We start from the raw sequence: 16,884 nt of genomic DNA, 5'->3' as shown, positions 1-16,884 counted from the left end.
GCAGAAAACTTTCATCCCCTGAAGATCAACTAATAGCCACATCAGGTGCTATCGACCATCACAATCAATACTCATATAGCCGATCAGAAATCCGTTCATGCCGGTAGAACTAAAGTACCAGGGCAAGTTAGCCCCAACGGCACTTTGTTCAAGGCAGGAAACGTCAACCCACCACTGCATGATTAAAACAACAGAAAACGCCCCGGGGTCATCCTGGTTGAGCTAAGATGAAGATCAGGTACTATTTCCAGCCGGCCCATCGCCTGCTCGAATGCGTCATACTGACCTTTATCTTCAAGATACTTGACGTCCTCCGGAATCGCCTCATCAAGCTTACGTTTAGCACGCCTATCTACAGTTTCTTCGAACTCACAATCGAGACGCACCAACACATGGGACGCATCCTTGACCAAGTGTGGCGTAGAGATACCTTCAATCAGATAAGTATCACCAGCGGGCACCTTGATTTCCTTGTGTGGCCCGTTGGGATCACGCTCACCACGTGGATAACCTCCAATCATCACCCCCTCGCGATAATTGCTCGGCAAATTATAGCTGGAGCCCTTTCCGCTCGAAAGTTCCTGCAGCACTCGGGCCGCTAACTCACTGTCGAACGAATCTGCGTGCCCATGAACCACAGACCACTCTTCCACTGAACCGCGATTGGCGGGATTCTTACTCAGCTCTGAGAACGACTTCAGGAAATGGTCAGTCTTGACCGACTCGAACTTCAACTCTGCTTTCTCCAAGGCTTTGGTTAGTGCAGACTTCCCGGATGCCGAAGGTCCGGCGATGAAGATGATCATTGGCTTATCGGGTTGCCGTTTCTCCTGGATCTTCTCCAGAATAAGAGCGGCAACCCTTTCAGTCGTCACGACCTCATTTGAGCGAACGCCCGCATTTGCCGCTACCACCCCTCCAGTTGTTTGCAATAAAACTTTGAAGGTTGCACCATCATGGCCCGAGGCTGCCGTCAACGGGACTACACCGCCCATGGTTTTGGTCGCACTGTTCTCTTGCTCCTCGGTTTCGAAGTTCACTAAGTTGTCCGGGAACTTGAAATGCGATTCCATCGATGACCAAAAGTCTTTGTTCTTCGGCTGACTCTGGTCCCAGATACGCTCCGACAGAGACAGAACATCGTTGCGCATCGATTCTGGCTGCTCCTGTGCCTGACGAATTACGGTATCGACGTGACCGCGCAAGCCGTTGGGGCCGGTGGCTTCGATCGTGTATTTGTTGGGGCGGCTGAAATAACGATCGCCTCCGAATTCATTACCCTTCAGAGTCTGGTAATCCTCACCGATCTTGTCGATGAAGTCAGAAAGCATTTTGCTGCCTGGGTGGCTGGCCAGCAACGCGTTGGCAAAATAGGGCGTGGCACTACCGCTGGCCTCATTCTTGCCCTCCGCCAAGCCCACCAACATCAGATTCGGATGCGCTTGCAGCGCACCGCTGAGTGGCTGCATGCACTCCAGATCGATATCAGCGTATACGCCACCGTGAACGTGCAGTATTTCGTAGCGAGCAATATCGGAAGCTGCCGGGTAAGCGCCATTACGACCGATGATTTCGTGTTGATAGGCGTCCTTGTTCTTGAGCTGGATATCGCTGGGATTGCTCAAGTCACAAATCTCGACATTCTTGATATCGCGGAATTGCTCCTGCAATGCCCTCAACGTCGCGACATCACGAGGCGGATTACTGACACATCGGTCCCAGGACTTGACGGTCTGGTCTAGTATCATCCGCTCAGCCTGAAAGAACCTTTCTTCATGGGCACCGGTGTGATGCGCGAACATCGCCATGGTCTGCCTTCCGTTCTGTGCGGTCACTTTGCTGGGCAGCACCTTCACTTTCCAGGACTCATTAGCCGCAGACGATAGCTTTTCGTTCAGCTCACTCAAAATTTTTTCTCGACCACCAAGTGCGGCCTCGAGTTTTTTGAACAGACTAGGCAACGGTTCCTCAGACTGATACTCCGGAAATACTCGCTGGAACGCAGCCAGGGCTGGTCCCGCATTATGTACAGTCACTTGGGTGGGCAGCACCTTCTCTTTCCAGAACTCATTAGCCTGGGACGACAGCTCTTCGTTCAGTTTACTCAAAATTTTTTCTTGGCCATAATGCGTGGTCCCAAGTGTGGTCTCGAGTTCTCTGAACAGACTAGGTAACGGTTCCTTAGACTGATAGTCCGGAAACACTCGCTGGAACGCAGTCAAGGCCTCCTCTGCACCCTGTGCGGTCACTTTGGTGGGCAGCACCTTCTCTTTCCAGGACTCATTAGCCGCAGACGATAATTTTTCGTTCAGATCGCTCAAAGTTTTTTTTTGGTCATCAAGTGTGGTCTCGAGTTTTCTGAACAGACTAGGCAACGTCTCCTCGGACTGATATTCCGGAAACACTCGCTGAAACGTAGCCAGGACTGGTTCTGCATTCTGTACGGTCACTAGGGTGGGCAGCACCTTCTCTTTCCAGAACTCGTTAGTCGACAGTTCTTTGTTCAGTTCACTCAAGGCCTGTTTTTGAGCCGCGAAGTTCAGAACTGCGCCCGGATTACCCAATGTGATCTTGAGTTGGCTAAAAAGACCACGCAACGGCTTCTCGAACGGATACACCGGACATACCTTCTTGGCTTCTTCCCGGACGGCCTGGTTGGTGGTGAAAGCATCGAACTGCGTGGAATCTACCCACAATCTTATCTCACTGCCCGGATTTTTCTCCGCCCATTGCCGCAGGTATTCCTGCTGCTTTTCGCGGGGCCGAGAGCCCACCCAAACCATATGAATATTGGGATCAACCGCCGTGAATTCACTTTTGGGGTAAACTTCGGAAAAAGCTTTGGGTGCCTGAGATGCGTCAATGCCAGAAGCTGAATAGAGTGCTTGTTGAGACGAAACAGGGATATTCTGGATAGCCATTGAAAACTCCTTGAATCCAAGTATTGAGCAGTCGGAGAAATTAAATAGCATCTCAGCAGACTCTTGTTCATTTACTCAATGCGGTTCGCTAAACATCCATGGCTTCACCCCTTAACTTAATAAGATTAGGCCATAAATATTCTTATGCATTGTCACAAGACGCAGCCCTGCCGACTTACGATTTTATCGGTTTTATAATGGATTCGACGACAACCGCTGTCTCGACCAACAATGGGGTTTGGGACTGTACGGTTGGTTGCGGCTGACGCAATAGCTCGTGCAAGTGCTGCCCAGCCTGCTGCATGGATCTAACAACCAGAACTTGCGTTGCATATTGGTAATGTTTGAACGAAGCGGTACCCCTGCTGCTGATCTGCACCGCATTTCTGAAAATCTCCATGGTTTTGCTGATCACCCGCAACGCCATCGGCGTGCAGCAGGCGCCATGGCTTTTCACTTGGATTGAAATTCTTTTGATTAAGATCGAAATTGATCAGTGCGTTGGAGGTTTCGAAGGAGAAGCATCCCCCCACCGTCTTCAATGAGAACCTGTGCATCTTGCTGATGGAAGACCATCCCCTTCAACTCCGACTGACTTAATGTCTATTTCAGGGCTGGTCGGCGTAGATATTCATTAGATTTTTAGCGGTCAGCTTTCGCGTCAGGAAGTGCGTCGCACCCATCCATTGTTTGAGCGTCCCGAAGGAATGCTCAATCGTCCGTTTTCGGACTCGCATCATCTCTGGCGCCTGCTCAGCCGAAGCTGCATCTCCTCCAATACGGCTTCATGCTCCCAGCGCCGAACTCGTCGTTCCGTGCTCGGTGTGCACTGCGGATTCCACGGCCATCCGGCCACCCTTAAGGCAGGCAGCAACGCAGGATTAATTCACTACCACTTTTATCGAAGCAGAGAGGTCGTCGTGGAGCGGTTATCCATGCGTAAGATTCGAGAAGTGCTACGTCTCAAATTCGAGGTCGGCCTATCTGCCCGGCAGGTCGCTGTCAGCTTGCAAGTAGGACGAGCCAGCGTCGGTGAGTACCTCAATCGTTTTGCTGCCAGCGGGCTGACTTGGCCCTCTGCGCTAACGGACGTCGAGTTGCAACGGCGACTTTTTCCACCTCCGCCTGCCGTCCCCAGCGATCAACGTCCAATACCCGACTGGGCATGGGCTCATGCCGAACTACGCCGCCCCGGCGTAACGTTGGCCCTGCTCTGGCAAGAGTACCGACTCGCCCATCCGCAAGGCTTCCAATACAGCTGGTTCTGCGAGCACTACCGCCTCTGGGCCGCCAAGGTCGACGTGGTCATGCGCCAGGAGCACCGTGCGGGCGAAAAGCTGTTTGTCGATTACGCTGGCCAGACCGTGCCGGTCATTGATCGGCGAACCGGCGAGATCCGCCAGACGCAGATATTCGTCGCCGTCCTCGGCGCGTCCAGCTACACCTTCGCCGAGGCCACCTGGTCGCAGAAACTGCCCGACTGGCTGGGCCCGCACGTACGCTGCTTCGCCTTTCTCGGCGGTATATCGCAGATCCTGGTACCGGACAATCTGCGCAGCGGCGTCACCAAGGCGCATCGCTACGAGCCGGATATCAACCCCAGTTACCGCGATCTCGCCGAGCATTACGGCGTAGCCGTGCTGCCCGCGCGCTCGCGTAAACCCAAGGACAAAGCCAAGGTTGAAGTCGGCGTACAGGTAGTCGAGCGGTGGATCCTGGCGGTGCTGCGCAACCGCCAGTTCTTCTCCTTGGGCGAACTCAACACAGCCATCGCGCTGCTGCTGGATCGCCTCAATCAGAAGCCCTTCAAGAAGCTGCCCGGCTCACGCCGCTCGGCCTTCGAGACCATCGACCAACCCGCACTGCAACCGCTACCAGAACATCCGTATGTCTACGCCGAATGGAAAAAGGTGCGGGTGCACATCGACTACCACGTCGAGGTCGACGGCCATTACTACTCGGTGCCGTACCAGCTGGTGAAGCACCAACTCGAAGTGCGGCTAACCGCTAAGACCGTCGAGTGCTTCCACGCCAACCAGCGGGTGGCCAGCCATCTGCGCTCGCCGCACAAAGGCCGCCACACCACCCAAACCGAGCACATGCCCAAAAGTCACCGCGAACATGCCGAATGGACGCCGCAGCGACTGATCCACTGGGCTGAGCAGACCGGGCCGAATACGGCCGGTGTCATCGCTCATATCCTCGAACGCCGAATCCATCCGCAGCACGGCTTCCGCGCCTGCCTGGGGATCCTGCGCCTGAGCAAACAGCACGGCGAAGAGCGCCTGGAAGCCGCTTGCCAACGTGCGCTGGCACTGGGCGCGTGCAGCTACAAAAGCTTGGAATCGATCCTGCGCCAAGGGCTGGAACGGCTGCCTCTTGCCCAGCAAAACCTGCCGTTACTGCCCGAAGAACATATCAATCTGCGCGGCCCTGGCTACTACCACTGACCTGAAAAAGGAGCTTTGAAATGCTACCCAACCCGACCCTGGACAAGCTGCAAACCCTGCGCCTGCACGGCATGATCAAGGCGCTTGGCGAACAACACGCAACGCCTGACATCAACGATCTCAGCTTTGACGAACGCCTCGGCCTGATGGTCGACCGCGAGCTGACCGAGCGCGAAGATGCACGCCTAACTACTCGCCTCAAAGCCGCACGTCTGCGCCATAACGCCTGCCTCGAAGACATCGACTACCGCAGCCCACGTGGCCTGGACAAGTCACTGATCTTGCAACTGGGCAGCGGCCAATGGCTACGCGACGGCCTGAACCTGATCATCGGCGGCCCGACTGGCGTAGGCAAAACCTGGCTCGCCTGCGCGCTGGCCCACAAGGCCTGCCGCGACGGTTACAGCGTGCGTTATCTGCGCTTGCCGCGCTTGATGGAAGAACTAGGCCTGGCCCACGGCGACGGCCGCTTCGCGAAACTGATGGCGGGTTATGCCAAGACCGACTTGCTGATCCTGGACGACTGGGGCTTGGCGCCGTTTACCGCTGCGCAACGGCGCGACATGCTTGAACTGCTGGACGACCGTTACGGCAACCGCTCGACGCTGGTGACCAGCCAAATGCCGGTGGACAAATGGCATGCACTGATCGGCGATCCGACCTTGGGCGATGCGATCCTCGACCGGCTGGTGCACAACGCTTATCGAATCGAACTGAAGGGCGAATCGATGCGCAGGCGCGCAACGAAATTGACGACGGCAGGGACTTCAGACTAACAATGCAAACCTGCGTCGCTGCGCTCCGACTGCCCGGCCGGATGAGCGTGGAACAGGTGGCCGGATGTTGGTGGGCTGAGTGGCCGGATGGCGTGGAATGCGCAGTGTGCACTGCAATTTCAACGCGCAGCCCTGGCATTTCGAACTCCGGTAACGGTGCAACTTCAGGCCTTTTTCAACGTAGGAATAGTGCCAGATTAGCGACTCTCCAGCCGGGTAAATGTATTCTTTTTTTGCCGCGTCATAGATGAAGGCATCGTTATTGAAACGCCCGTCAGCCTCGGCTCCAGAGGTCATCGGCTTGGGCACATAGGCGGTGATGCCTGCATCGTGACAAGCCAGGATCTGTTCGCTTTTGAAGTAACCTCGGTCAAGCCACTACCGACAACGTATCTGACGCCCTCGCCTCGCGAGCCTGCTTAGCCATCGAGCTGAGTTGATCGCGGTCGGAACCGACGTTAATCACCTCGTGGGCAACGATCAAATGGTGCTGAGTATCGACCGCTGTCTGCACGTTGTAGCCGACGATTACCGTGCCGCGCGTCATCATGGAGCGGCTGGCTGGATCGATCAGTGATACCTGTTTATCCGGCGATTCATTGAGCTGGATTTCGATTGTCTGAAGCTCTTTCATTTGAGATTTGAGCTTGGCGATCTTCTCCTCGCGCCGTACGGCACTGGGCTCGGAAGCTGTTGGTTCTTGCCATCGGCAGCATCGAGTGCCGTCAGGTAACGGTTGATGCTCGATTCAACTTCTCCCTCCGCCGCTTCAGTTTGGCGCTGGTGAAATTGCGGTCACGGTTGTTGACTGCTTTGAATTTGCTGCCAGTCCCAACTGCCGACACAGCACCACGAACTGACGACAGACGCCTCGGATGGCCTTGCTATTGTCTTTTCGGAAGTTGGCGATGGTCTTGAAGTCCGGTATCAAACGCCCGGTTAGCCACATCAATTCGACGTTACGCTGGGCTTCTCGCTCCAGACGCCGGCTCGACTGAATGCGGTTGGGATCGCCGTAGATGTAGATCTTCCGGAGGATCGCGGGATGGTAAGCAGGCCCGCCAGTATCGGCGCGAATAGCACCTTAAAAACCCAGATTGACCAGGTCAAGTTCGTCGACAAAGACGTCGACTACGCGCACCGGATTGGTATCGCTGACGTAGTCGTCGAGGCTCTCGGGAAGTAAGGTGCCTTGGCCTCGATGTTCACCTTGGATGAAGCGCTTCATGGGCGAGCCCTGCGATGAAATCCTCAGAAATCATAGCAAGTGTTCGCGAAGGCGTTTTTACACACGCTGGACCGATTGCTGGCCTCTTAAAAAGTAGAAATGTCTGCGAGACTTGGAAAAACTACTCTGCCACGGGGGATGATCTTGCAGCAGGTCCGCAGGCTGGCAATCTAGGAAAGCGCAGATCGCTTCTAGGGTCGCTAGTCGTATACCCTTAACCTTTCCCTGTTTAAGCAAAGAAAGGTTCTGCTCCGTAATTCCAATTGCTGACGCGAGATCCTTGGACTTGACCTTACGCATCGCCAGCATCACGTCCAGCTTAATTTCTATCGGCATACTGGTCCCTTAAACGAACTGCTGGTTCTCACGCGCTAACACGCTCCCCTACATTGTCCCGGTAGAAGACCGGAAGGTCTTCTCGAGTCGATACGGACAAGGTTTCGTCCGCCTGGCAACGAAGCGTCGATGAACACAATCCAAACTGGATGACGATAACGTCCCGTTTCTGCTCGCCCGATTGGGTGAGTTACCGTGCAGGGTCGCGGAGTGCAGTGCCAGACCAGCGCCGAGCGCCACATTAGGGCATAGCGCAGTTTCGATAGCCGTGTCGTTTTGCAGGTGAAAGCGGGGAACAACCGCTGTACCCATTACAAACGGACATGAACTATAGCGGGATCAACAACCGCACAGTGCGTCCGTCATGGCTGGCGAAGTATCTATTGTCAGCGTCCCGATGCCACCCTGCAGCGGGACTTATCTCGCTGGGTTTACGTGTGAGATTGCAGAAGTGAAACAGCACTTCGCGGGGAGGGCAGTCGAGTAGCTCGGCGACGCAGGTCCAGGTGGACTGCAGGGAGAGTAGCCGCGCAAATCGGGGCTCCAGCTATGATGAAGGGTTCATGCTTCCATCGATCGGGATCAATGTCTGGATTGCGCTGTGGGTGTTTGTTGACTCCAACAGACCCTGCGGCCGGTTCACCGCCATGGGAGGCAAATGTCACAGTCCTTGTATTCCAAACTCCGGTTGCCAGGTAGTCGATGTCTCAGGTGACGCGAGCTTAATCTGCACAGATGGATGCGTCCATCTGTGTCCGCTTTTGGCTGTGGCTTCAACCGGTTGATGCAACGGTTTGCCATATACTGTTAGCTACCTACCCTTGCGCAGCAAAAAAATGGACTTCTTCTAACAATTAGAAAACGGCAATACCCCTGAATTATTGGGCTCGGCAGTGGAGCGTGAATTTTGGTGAAAACCTATACCCCGAGCCCTCTACCCGTATTTTGCAAGGTGGTTTCACCCTACAAGTTACGCACATACAGACCAACATAAAGAGCAGACAAACAATCGACTGCAAAAAAACAAACTAATTAACCCAGACAGCCAACTTACCCTGCACATAATAATAGAAAAACTTCTTCGCCAAGCCTACAACTGCACACTTGGACCACTCGAGATTTGTCTCAAAAATATAACTATGAATTGCTAAGGCCAGGGTTATCGGTGAAGAATTGCCCACATTAATTTTCCCAATGGCCCCCACCATGAACAATCAGGTTGTAATCGTCGACGACCATCCAGCAATCCGCATGACCGTCCGCTTTTTGCTGGAGGGTGAGGGCTATCAGATTGTTGGAGAAGCAGAAAATGGCGCCGATGCGCTGAATCTCATTCCTGAGCTTCAGCCTGGGACACTGATTCTCGACATAGGATTGCCTAAAATTGACGGATTGACGGTAATCAGCCGCCTGGCAACGCTACGCATACCGGTAAAGATCATCGTATTGACCGCCCAGGAATCAGACCACATAGCAATACGCTGCATGAAAGCTGGCGCTCACGGCTTCGTGAACAAGCAGGACGATTTGTGCGAACTAATCAATGCCATCCGAGCAGTAAGTAGCGGATATAGTTATTTCCCTGAGCGGGCTTTTTGTCTTACCCGTTGTGATGGGAGTCAAGATGGAGAAGAAGAGCTTCTAAAAGCACTTTCCACTCGCGAATTGAGAGTATTACAACAATTGGCTCAAGGACTGAGTAACAAACAGATAGCCGAACGTATGTTACTGAGCAGCAAGACAATAAGCACTTACAAAACCCGTCTGTTGGTAAAGTTGAATGCCAGTACATTGCTGGATCTTTATGATCTGGCAAAGCGTAACGGACTGGCCGAGCATTGATGGCGTGATACTTGTAATGAATCCGCAAGTTAATTCAGTGAGACGGCCTGATCTCAATCGCCCTTTATTAAACCCGACTTTTACCTCAAAAGGTAAACCAGACAAATCCTATAGAGCGCTGATCGTCCTCCCGACAGACTCAACGAACGGTAGGGCAGTGACCTGGAGCCGGTACCAGCAACATCAGTTCGGATGCTAAAGAAAACCTGGAGAACATATCAATGTCACCTAGCAGCGCACTCGTCTGCCTAGCCTTGAATATCTATCATGAGGCTCGCGGAGAACCCCGAAATGGCCAGGTCGCTATTGCGATGGTGACAATGAACCGCGCGGAATGGGAGTCGGATAATGTTTGTCAGGTCGTCTATGAACACGGGCAATTTTCCTGGACGCATTCAAAACGTGACCATACCCCCCAAGACCCCAAAGCCTGGAAAAAAGCCCAGGAGATCGCCAAAGGCGTCATCAATGGCCATCATCAGGACATTACCCTAGGCGCCACGCATTTCCATGCCCACCGGCTCCAGCCGATCTGGAGCCTATCGCTGGAGAAGACCGTTCGCATCGGCAGTCACATCTTCTATACCCAAGACAAGCAATCGCAGTCCTTCTGAGTCCGCAATCACCCAAAGCTCATCAGTACAAACGCCCGACCGGCTTAAATGTCCTTAAGGTCCAGATGCAATTTAAATAACTCAGTGTCCGTGCGTACATTCAGCTTGCGCAATGCGGCCTGCTTCTGCCCGCTGATGGTCTTGCGGCTGCGCAGGAATTTGATCGCAATCTGAGAAACTGACATTCCGTCCAGACAGCAGCGCAACACCTCACGCTCCTTGGGCGACAGCGCCGGATAGTTCACCAGCGTGTCAGCCTCCACGGCGCCTCCTTCTTGAGCTATCACCGTTGACATTTTAGGCGTCGAGTCCAGTTCGGCGGCCATGGAGGGCGAAAGGTACAAACGGTCCAGCGCCACGGTCCGAATCGCACGAATCAGTTCTTCGGTTTCCTGAGATTTCCCGAAAAAACCGTTGGCGCCGGCACGGATGGCCATATTGACCGTCGCCGGTCGTTCCACGGAAGAGAAAATCAGAATTCGCAGCTCCGGATAATGGCTGCGTAACAACTGAATCAACCTCAAGCCATCCAGCTCGCCATCGCTCAATTGGTAATCGAGGATCAGCAGATCGGCCTTCTCACTGCGTAGCACTTCAAGCAATTCGGCGCTTCCCGAATACACCCCGACCACCTTGAAATCCGACTCGGTGGACAGTCGGACTTTCAACGCTTCCCGAATTAAGGCGTGATCATCGAGTAGAACAATCCGCAGAGGTGAAACAACCGACCACTTCATTTTCAGGACTCCATAACGCTGACAATAGGCTCGGAAATTTCCTACAAGATTTGTACCTCTCGTAGCACCTTATCCTATGTGCGGATTGAAAGAAAACCTCAAAAAGTTTTGGCTATGCACCCGATTACAAGAAGTCATTCGACTACTTTTAATTGATCGAATCCGGTTCAGCGCCTCAAAGAGTTAAACAGCGATTCCCACCTATGGGCGGTTCTCTCGAAAACGTCTGTATCGCGTCATCCTTTGCTGGCGATCAGTGCCTGCTGCGGGGCTTTTGGGACAAGTCTCGTTCACACATGTCCGCTGCCTCGTCAGAATTATCCCAATGGTTAGGGAGACGTTTGACACCTCGTTAATACCGTTTACCCAAGCGTCCACCCTCCGCAAACATGCCGATAAGCTCGCCATCAGGCGAGCCCAGCCCAGGACTAAATCTGATGGCTATTCATAGCGCGCCTGTCGATTCAAGCGTGGACGCACAGGCAATGCCTGCGCCTCAAACACAGATCCAAGACACTCTTTTGCAGAGCGTTTCGTGGATCTGCGATCACTACAATCTGGGCAAATCGTCTCAGGTCCTGACAGCGGGACTGCCTAAGGTCGGACTGCTGACGCCGTCGCTAGCCATGCGCAGTCTGACCAACGCCGGCCTGAGCGCCGGAATGGTAGAGCGTCCTGTGCGGGCTTTACCCAAACAGCTGATGCCAATCATTCTGCTGCGCAAAGACCGGGGTGGCTGCATTTTGCTGGGGTATCGCCCCGACCCCGATGCCGAGGACAAACGTGCCTGCCTGTACCAATTGATCCTGCCCGAGATCAGCGATGAGGCGGTAGAGATCGGCCAAGCCGACATGGACGAGTTGTATACCGGCTTCGCCATTCTCATGAAGCCCAAAGCCAAAGTCGACATGCGCGCAGGGGATGAAACGCCGCAAGCCGCCGGCCACTGGCTGTTCTCCACACTGTGGCGCTATCGCCGCTATTACCGCAGCGCGGCGATTGGCGCAGTCCTGATCAACGTGCTGGCCCTGGCCAGTATTTTCTTCACCATGAACGTCTACGACCGCGTTGTGCCGAACCAGGCCTTTATCACGCTCTGGTCGCTGGCGATCGGTGTGATTGTAGCTATGGTGTTCGAGGCCATCGCTCGTTATGTACGAGCGCACTTGCTCGACCTCGCGGGGAAGAAAGCCGACCTGGTGTTGGGCACGATGTTGTTTCGCCAAGCCCTGTCGATCCAGATGGAGCACAAACCCGCCTCCTCCGGCTCGTTCGCCAACCAGTTGCGTGAGTTCGAATCGGTTCGAGACTTCGCCACCTCGGCCACCCTTGCAACCATTTCCGACCTGCCATTCGTGCTGCTGTTCGTGGGTGTGATTTTTGCCGTGGGCGGCCCGTTGGGTTGGGTACCGCTGCTGTTGATCCCATTGATTCTGATCATCAGCGTGGCGATCCAATGGCCGCTTGCACGCACCATGAAGGAAAACCTGCGTGAGTCTTCCCTCAAGCAAGGGGTGTTGATCGAGTCCATAGAAGGTCTGGAAACCCTTAAGGCCATCGGCGGTGAAGCCTATATGCAGCGTCGCTGGGAAACCTTCAGTGCGCTGGCCGCCAGCACGTCGATGAAATCCCGCGAGCTGTCCAGCATGGCTTCCGGTTCCGTCGCTTTCTTTCAGCAAATCCAGACTGTCGCGCTGATCGTCATTGGCGTTTACCTGATCGATGCCGGAGACCTGACCATGGGCGCATTGATCGCCACGGTAATGCTCGCCGGTCGCGCTACCGCCCCGCTGAGCCAGGTCGTCGGTCTGGCTTTGCGCTACCAACAGGCCAAAGCGGCGTTGAGTTCACTCAACGGCTTGATGGCGATGCCGGTCGATCGCGACGTCACTCGAGAGTACCTGGCCAAGCCAACCATCAGCGGCCAGCTCAACCTCAAGGATGTCGGGTTCGCTTATCCGGCCCCACCGATGCAGCCCAACCCACCCGTGCTGCAAGGCATCAATCTGTCGATCAAGCCTGGTGAGCGTGTGGCGATTCTGGGCCGCATCGGCAGCGGCAAATCCACCCTGCTGCGGGTCATGGCGCGCCTTTATCTGCCGGTTGAAGGCCAGATGTTCACCGATGGTCTGGACGTTAGTCAGATCGACCCGGCGGACTGGCGTAAAGCGGTCGGTTATGTCGGCCAGGACGCACGCCTGTTCTACGGTTCGCTGCGGGAAAACGTCATGATCGGTCGGCCTGAAGCCACAGCCGAAGAATTCCTGCGGGTACTACGCCTGACGGGTCTGGACCATGTCGCGGGGCGTCATCCCAAGGGCATCAACCTGCCTATTGGTGAAATGGGGGAAGGTTTGTCGGGCGGCCAGCGCCAACTGGTTTCTCTGGCTCGCAGCCTGCTGGCACGTCCCAGCCTGCTGTTGCTGGATGAACCCACCAGCGCGATGGACGGCCAGACTGAGGTGCAGTTTCTCGAGCACCTCAAGCGCGCCACCGAAGGCCAGACCCTGGTGGTGGTAACCCACCGACCGTCCCTGCTCTCGCTAGTCGACCGGATCATTATCGTTGACGACGGCAAGGTCACCGCCGACGGCCCCAAGGACAAGATCCTCGAAGCCCTGAATGGCAATACCACCAGGAACGCGGAGAAAACCACCGCCTCTACGTCTGCCAAACCTCGTGCCAGCGTGAAGATCGGCCCGGCTCGTCCGGTCCCCCCTCAACGCGGCGCAACGCCTGCGTCCGCCACTGAAAACGACGCTCCGACCGAGCCTGCGACAACCTCGGCACAACCTGCGGTGACTGAGCAATGATCAAAAAAATGTTTGGACGCGGCGAGTCCGCCTCCCCCCTGATGCCCGGCGATGCCGCGTTCATGAATGATGTTCAGGAGTCGCTGCTGGCGCAAACCACCCCTGGTTCCCGGCTGATTCTCCAGCTCATTGCCGCCGTGCTGATCGGCGGGTTGGTCTGGGCCTATTTCGCTCGTGTCGAAGAGATCACGCTGGGAGAGGCCAAGATTATTTCAAAGAGCCGTGAACAGGTCATCCAAAGCCTGGAGGGCGGCATTCTCGCCGAAATGAATGTGCGCGAAGGCGATGTTGTGGAGAAGGGTCAGGTGCTGCTCAAGATCGATCCGACCCGCGCCCAGGCCAGCTACAGAGAAACCTTGTCCAAGGTGATCGGCCTGAAGGCAAGCATCACCCGCCTGCGCGCCGAAGCCTACCAGCAGCCGCTGGAGTTCGACGAGATGGTCATGACCGACCCGGCAGTGGTGCAGCAGGAACAGCAAGCCTACAAGGCGCGCAAGAATGCGTTGGATGAAAGCATAGGCGCATTGCAGCGCAGCTATGCCCTGTCGGCCCGCGAGATTCAACTGGCTGAACCCCTGGCGGCCAAGGGCCTGATGTCCGAAGTCGAAATCCTGCGCATGCGCCGTTCGGCCAACGAAATCAAATCGCAGATAGTGGAGCGGATTAATCGCTATCAGGCCGAGGCCAACTCGGAACTGGCCAAGTTCGAACTGGAGCTATCGCAAACTACCGAAAACCTGGTGGGCCGTGCAGACGTAGTCGAACGCACCACCATCAATGCGCCGGTGCGCGGCACTGTGAAGAACGTACGCGTCAACACTCGCGGCGGGGTGATTCAGCCTGGCGAACACATTCTGGAAATCGTGCCCCTGGAAGACCAGTTGCTGGTCGAAGGCAAAATCCGCCCGGCCGATGTGGCGTTCCTGCGTCCCGGCTTGCCAGCGACGGTCAAAATCACCGCCTACGACTACGCCATTTACGGTGGGCTCAAGGGCCACGTCGAACACATCAGCCCCGACACCCTCAAAGATGATCAAAAAGCCGCAGCCGGACGCCCGGATGACACCTATTACCGGGTCTTGGTCTTGACCGACAGCAGCACTCTGGAAGCGGGCGGCCAGTCATTGCCGATCATCCCCGGGATGGTCGCCTCGGTTGAAGTGCGCACCGGTGAAAAGACCATTCTCGATTACCTGCTCAAGCCCGTGCTCAAGGCACGTGAAGCTTTTCGGGAGCGATAAGCATGAAACTCTCGAAACATCATCGCATTCAACTGGCCCCTGCCGCCTGGCTGGTCTCCTTCTGCCTGTTCGGCGGCCTGAGCGCCAACCTTGCCATCGCTGACGAGCTGCCGAGCTTTACTCGCGCCACGCCGCCGGAGCGGGACGTGACACCGGTAAAAAAGTCATCTGCCACTCCGGTGACGGCGCAACGGCGCGTGACAGTCCTCAACAACGACGCCGATCTGCCTTCGTTCAGCCAGGTACCGGCCGCGGATGTTGCGCGCCCACTTAAACCCGAAAGAAGCCCAACCTCCACAGCGAGGCCCGCCACGGCTGCAACTGTCAGCAAAAAAACCAATGAATTGCTCACGTTCGAGCCAAGCACATCCACTGCAGCAGCCAGGACAATCACACCGGCGCGCCCAACCGCTACACCACCGACAGGCACCGGCCAGCCGGTCAGTACGGCTGATACACCAGCATTCACCCGTGCATCGAATGCAGCGCAGGCGGCCGAACAGCAAGTTCACAGCGTTTCAGCGTTGTCGTTGGCGGCACTGCCACCGCGTTTGGCCGCCCGACGCGGTGAAGGCAACGCCATCTCCGGGCCGTCTGAAGCCGAGTTACGCCAGGTATTCAATCGCGCCGTAGATGCAGCCATTGATCGTGCCCCGGCGATTTTTCGGGCCAAGGCCGAACAACAGGCCGCCCAGGAAGATATCGACGAAGCCAAAGGACAGCGCTGGCCGCAAGTGGATCTGAGCACTCAGACCTCGCCCGTAAAATTCGGCAAAGGCTCCGATACAGAGTCAGGTAGCGGTGGCATCAACCTGGCCGTCACCACGTCAGTGTACGATTGGGGCCGTATACGAAACTCCATTGACAGTCGCAAGCACCTGTCGCAGGCGGCCGACGAAAGCCTTAACGCCGAAAAGGAAACACTGGGCTACGAAGTGGTCACCACCATGATCGAGTTGGGCAAACAACGCATCATCGTCGACCTTAGCCAACAGTTCGCCGACCGCATGGAAGATTTGGTCAAAATGCTTGCCGGCATTGTCGCCGTGGACAAGGGACGCTCCAGCGAATTGACCCAGGCCAAGGCACGCCTGCTTCAGGCACAAGCCTTGCGCGACTCAGCCAATGCCAAGGCTCGTGACGCCGAAATCACCCTGCGCAAACTGGTGGGCGAACGTCCGGTGCCAATCCCACGGACCAAAGAGTGGAACATCCGGCTGGCGAACCTCGACCTGCTGCTCGAAGACGCCAAGGAGCATCCGACCATCCGCCAGGGTACCGCCGAAGCGAAGTCCGCCGAATTGCAAGCCAAGGCCGTACGTGCAGGCGGGCTGCCGCAATTGAACTGGGTGGTCAGCAAGAGCACCGCCGAAGATTCTCTGGGCCGCGAACAGGCATGGCAGACCAACCTGTCGATGACCTGGGGAGCATTTCGTGGTGGTTCAACCCGCGCCGCCGAACGTGCCGCGCTGCAACGGGCCGAAGCCAGCCGCTACGAAACCGATCAACAGCGTCGCGACCTGGAGTTTCGTATCCGCACCGCCGATCACGACGCTCGAACCCTGCTGGAGCGATCTGAACTTTACCGTGACCTGTCTGTGGAGTCGGGTCGTATCCGCGAAGACTTCTTTCAGCAATGGCACCATTTGGGCCGGCGTACACTGCTCGATGTGCTGAGCGCCGAAAGCGAGCACTACAGTAATCAGGTCAGCGAGATCAACAACCGCTTTGACGGTTATCAGGCAATTCTGCGTCAATACGCCGGGGCCGGTACGTTGGCCCGTTGGTTGCACACAGGCAAATGATCGCGGTGCCGCATTCCGAGTTGCCAGTTGGTAGTGTCCCAAGATGTAGCTAACCGACGGCAGCGCAGCGTTTAGCCGGCCATTCCCCCTTTGGACTCGAGAAGGGACGTCTATGTGAGCG

Annotated in this window: 11 protein-coding genes and 2 pseudogenes; 8 read left to right on the top strand and 5 right to left on the bottom strand. The window is 55.8% G+C overall.

Going from position 1 to position 16,884, the window contains the following annotated elements:
- Positions 1-182 precede the first annotated feature (182 nt).
- The gene (locus ACZ89R_RS28600; RefSeq protein ID WP_429547373.1) at positions 183-2,921 is read right to left on the bottom strand and encodes a TcdA/TcdB catalytic glycosyltransferase domain-containing protein; all 2,739 of its coding nucleotides are present in this window, start codon (positions 2,919-2,921) and stop codon (positions 183-185) included.
- 344 nt (positions 2,922-3,265) lie between these two features.
- Here ACZ89R_RS28600 and ACZ89R_RS28595 point away from each other — a divergent pair, with 344 nt between their 5' ends.
- The gene (locus tag ACZ89R_RS28595; protein ID WP_429547953.1) at positions 3,266-3,466 is read left to right on the top strand and encodes a hypothetical protein; all 201 of its coding nucleotides are present in this window, start codon (positions 3,266-3,268) and stop codon (positions 3,464-3,466) included.
- 105 nt (positions 3,467-3,571) lie between these two features.
- On the opposite strand, the pseudogene ACZ89R_RS28590 reads toward ACZ89R_RS28595, so the two are convergent.
- Positions 3,572-3,753: pseudogene (locus ACZ89R_RS28590) on the bottom strand (IS5/IS1182 family transposase); the annotation flags it as partial.
- A 103-nt stretch (positions 3,754-3,856) separates the two neighbouring features.
- Here ACZ89R_RS28590 and istA point away from each other — a divergent pair.
- On the top strand, positions 3,857-5,371 hold the full coding sequence (gene istA, locus ACZ89R_RS28585; RefSeq protein WP_429547374.1) for an IS21 family transposase: 1,515 nt from the start codon (positions 3,857-3,859) through the stop codon (positions 5,369-5,371).
- A 20-nt stretch (positions 5,372-5,391) separates the two neighbouring features.
- Complete coding sequence (istB, locus tag ACZ89R_RS28580; RefSeq protein ID WP_429547375.1) at positions 5,392-6,147, top strand: IS21-like element ISPsy14 family helper ATPase IstB; 756 nt, start codon at positions 5,392-5,394, stop codon at positions 6,145-6,147.
- 105 nt (positions 6,148-6,252) lie between these two features.
- Here the strand turns inward: istB and ACZ89R_RS28575 are convergent.
- Positions 6,253-7,375 (bottom strand): annotated as a pseudogene (locus tag ACZ89R_RS28575) (IS1182 family transposase); the annotation flags it as partial.
- Positions 7,376-7,432: 57 nt separating this feature from the next.
- Complete coding sequence (locus ACZ89R_RS28570; protein ID WP_429547376.1) at positions 7,433-7,711, bottom strand: helix-turn-helix domain-containing protein; 279 nt, start codon at positions 7,709-7,711, stop codon at positions 7,433-7,435.
- 1,206 nt (positions 7,712-8,917) lie between these two features.
- Between ACZ89R_RS28570 and ACZ89R_RS28565 the strand changes: the two genes are divergently transcribed.
- Positions 8,918-9,553 (top strand): response regulator, encoded by a 636-nt coding sequence (locus tag ACZ89R_RS28565; RefSeq protein WP_429547377.1) that lies wholly within the window; start codon positions 8,918-8,920, stop codon positions 9,551-9,553.
- Positions 9,554-9,774: 221 nt separating this feature from the next.
- Positions 9,775-10,167, top strand: coding sequence for a cell wall hydrolase (locus tag ACZ89R_RS28560; RefSeq protein ID WP_429547378.1), 393 nt, complete (start codon positions 9,775-9,777; stop codon positions 10,165-10,167).
- 44 nt (positions 10,168-10,211) lie between these two features.
- Here the strand turns inward: ACZ89R_RS28560 and ACZ89R_RS28555 are convergent, their stop codons facing one another.
- Complete coding sequence (locus ACZ89R_RS28555) at positions 10,212-10,904, bottom strand: response regulator (RefSeq protein ID WP_429547379.1); 693 nt, start codon at positions 10,902-10,904, stop codon at positions 10,212-10,214.
- A 437-nt stretch (positions 10,905-11,341) separates the two neighbouring features.
- Here ACZ89R_RS28555 and ACZ89R_RS28550 point away from each other — a divergent pair, with 437 nt between their 5' ends.
- The 3 genes from ACZ89R_RS28550 to ACZ89R_RS28540 are packed head-to-tail and all read left to right on the top strand — an operon-like array spanning position 11,342 to position 16,763.
- Positions 11,342-13,717, top strand: a complete 2,376-nt coding sequence (locus ACZ89R_RS28550) for a type I secretion system permease/ATPase (protein ID WP_429547380.1) — start codon at positions 11,342-11,344, stop codon at positions 13,715-13,717.
- Between the two features lie 8 nt (positions 13,718-13,725).
- On the top strand, positions 13,726-14,958 hold the full coding sequence (locus tag ACZ89R_RS28545) for an HlyD family type I secretion periplasmic adaptor subunit (protein ID WP_429547381.1): 1,233 nt from the start codon (positions 13,726-13,728) through the stop codon (positions 14,956-14,958).
- 2 nt (positions 14,959-14,960) lie between these two features.
- Positions 14,961-16,763, top strand: coding sequence for a TolC family protein (locus tag ACZ89R_RS28540; RefSeq protein WP_429547382.1), 1,803 nt, complete (start codon positions 14,961-14,963; stop codon positions 16,761-16,763).
- Positions 16,764-16,884: the final 121 nt, after the last annotated feature.

The organism is Pseudomonas sp. TE3728 (assembly GCF_056279145.1).
The sequence above is the reverse complement of the archived record's forward strand: the minus strand, read 5'-3'. Positions and strand labels throughout refer to the sequence as shown.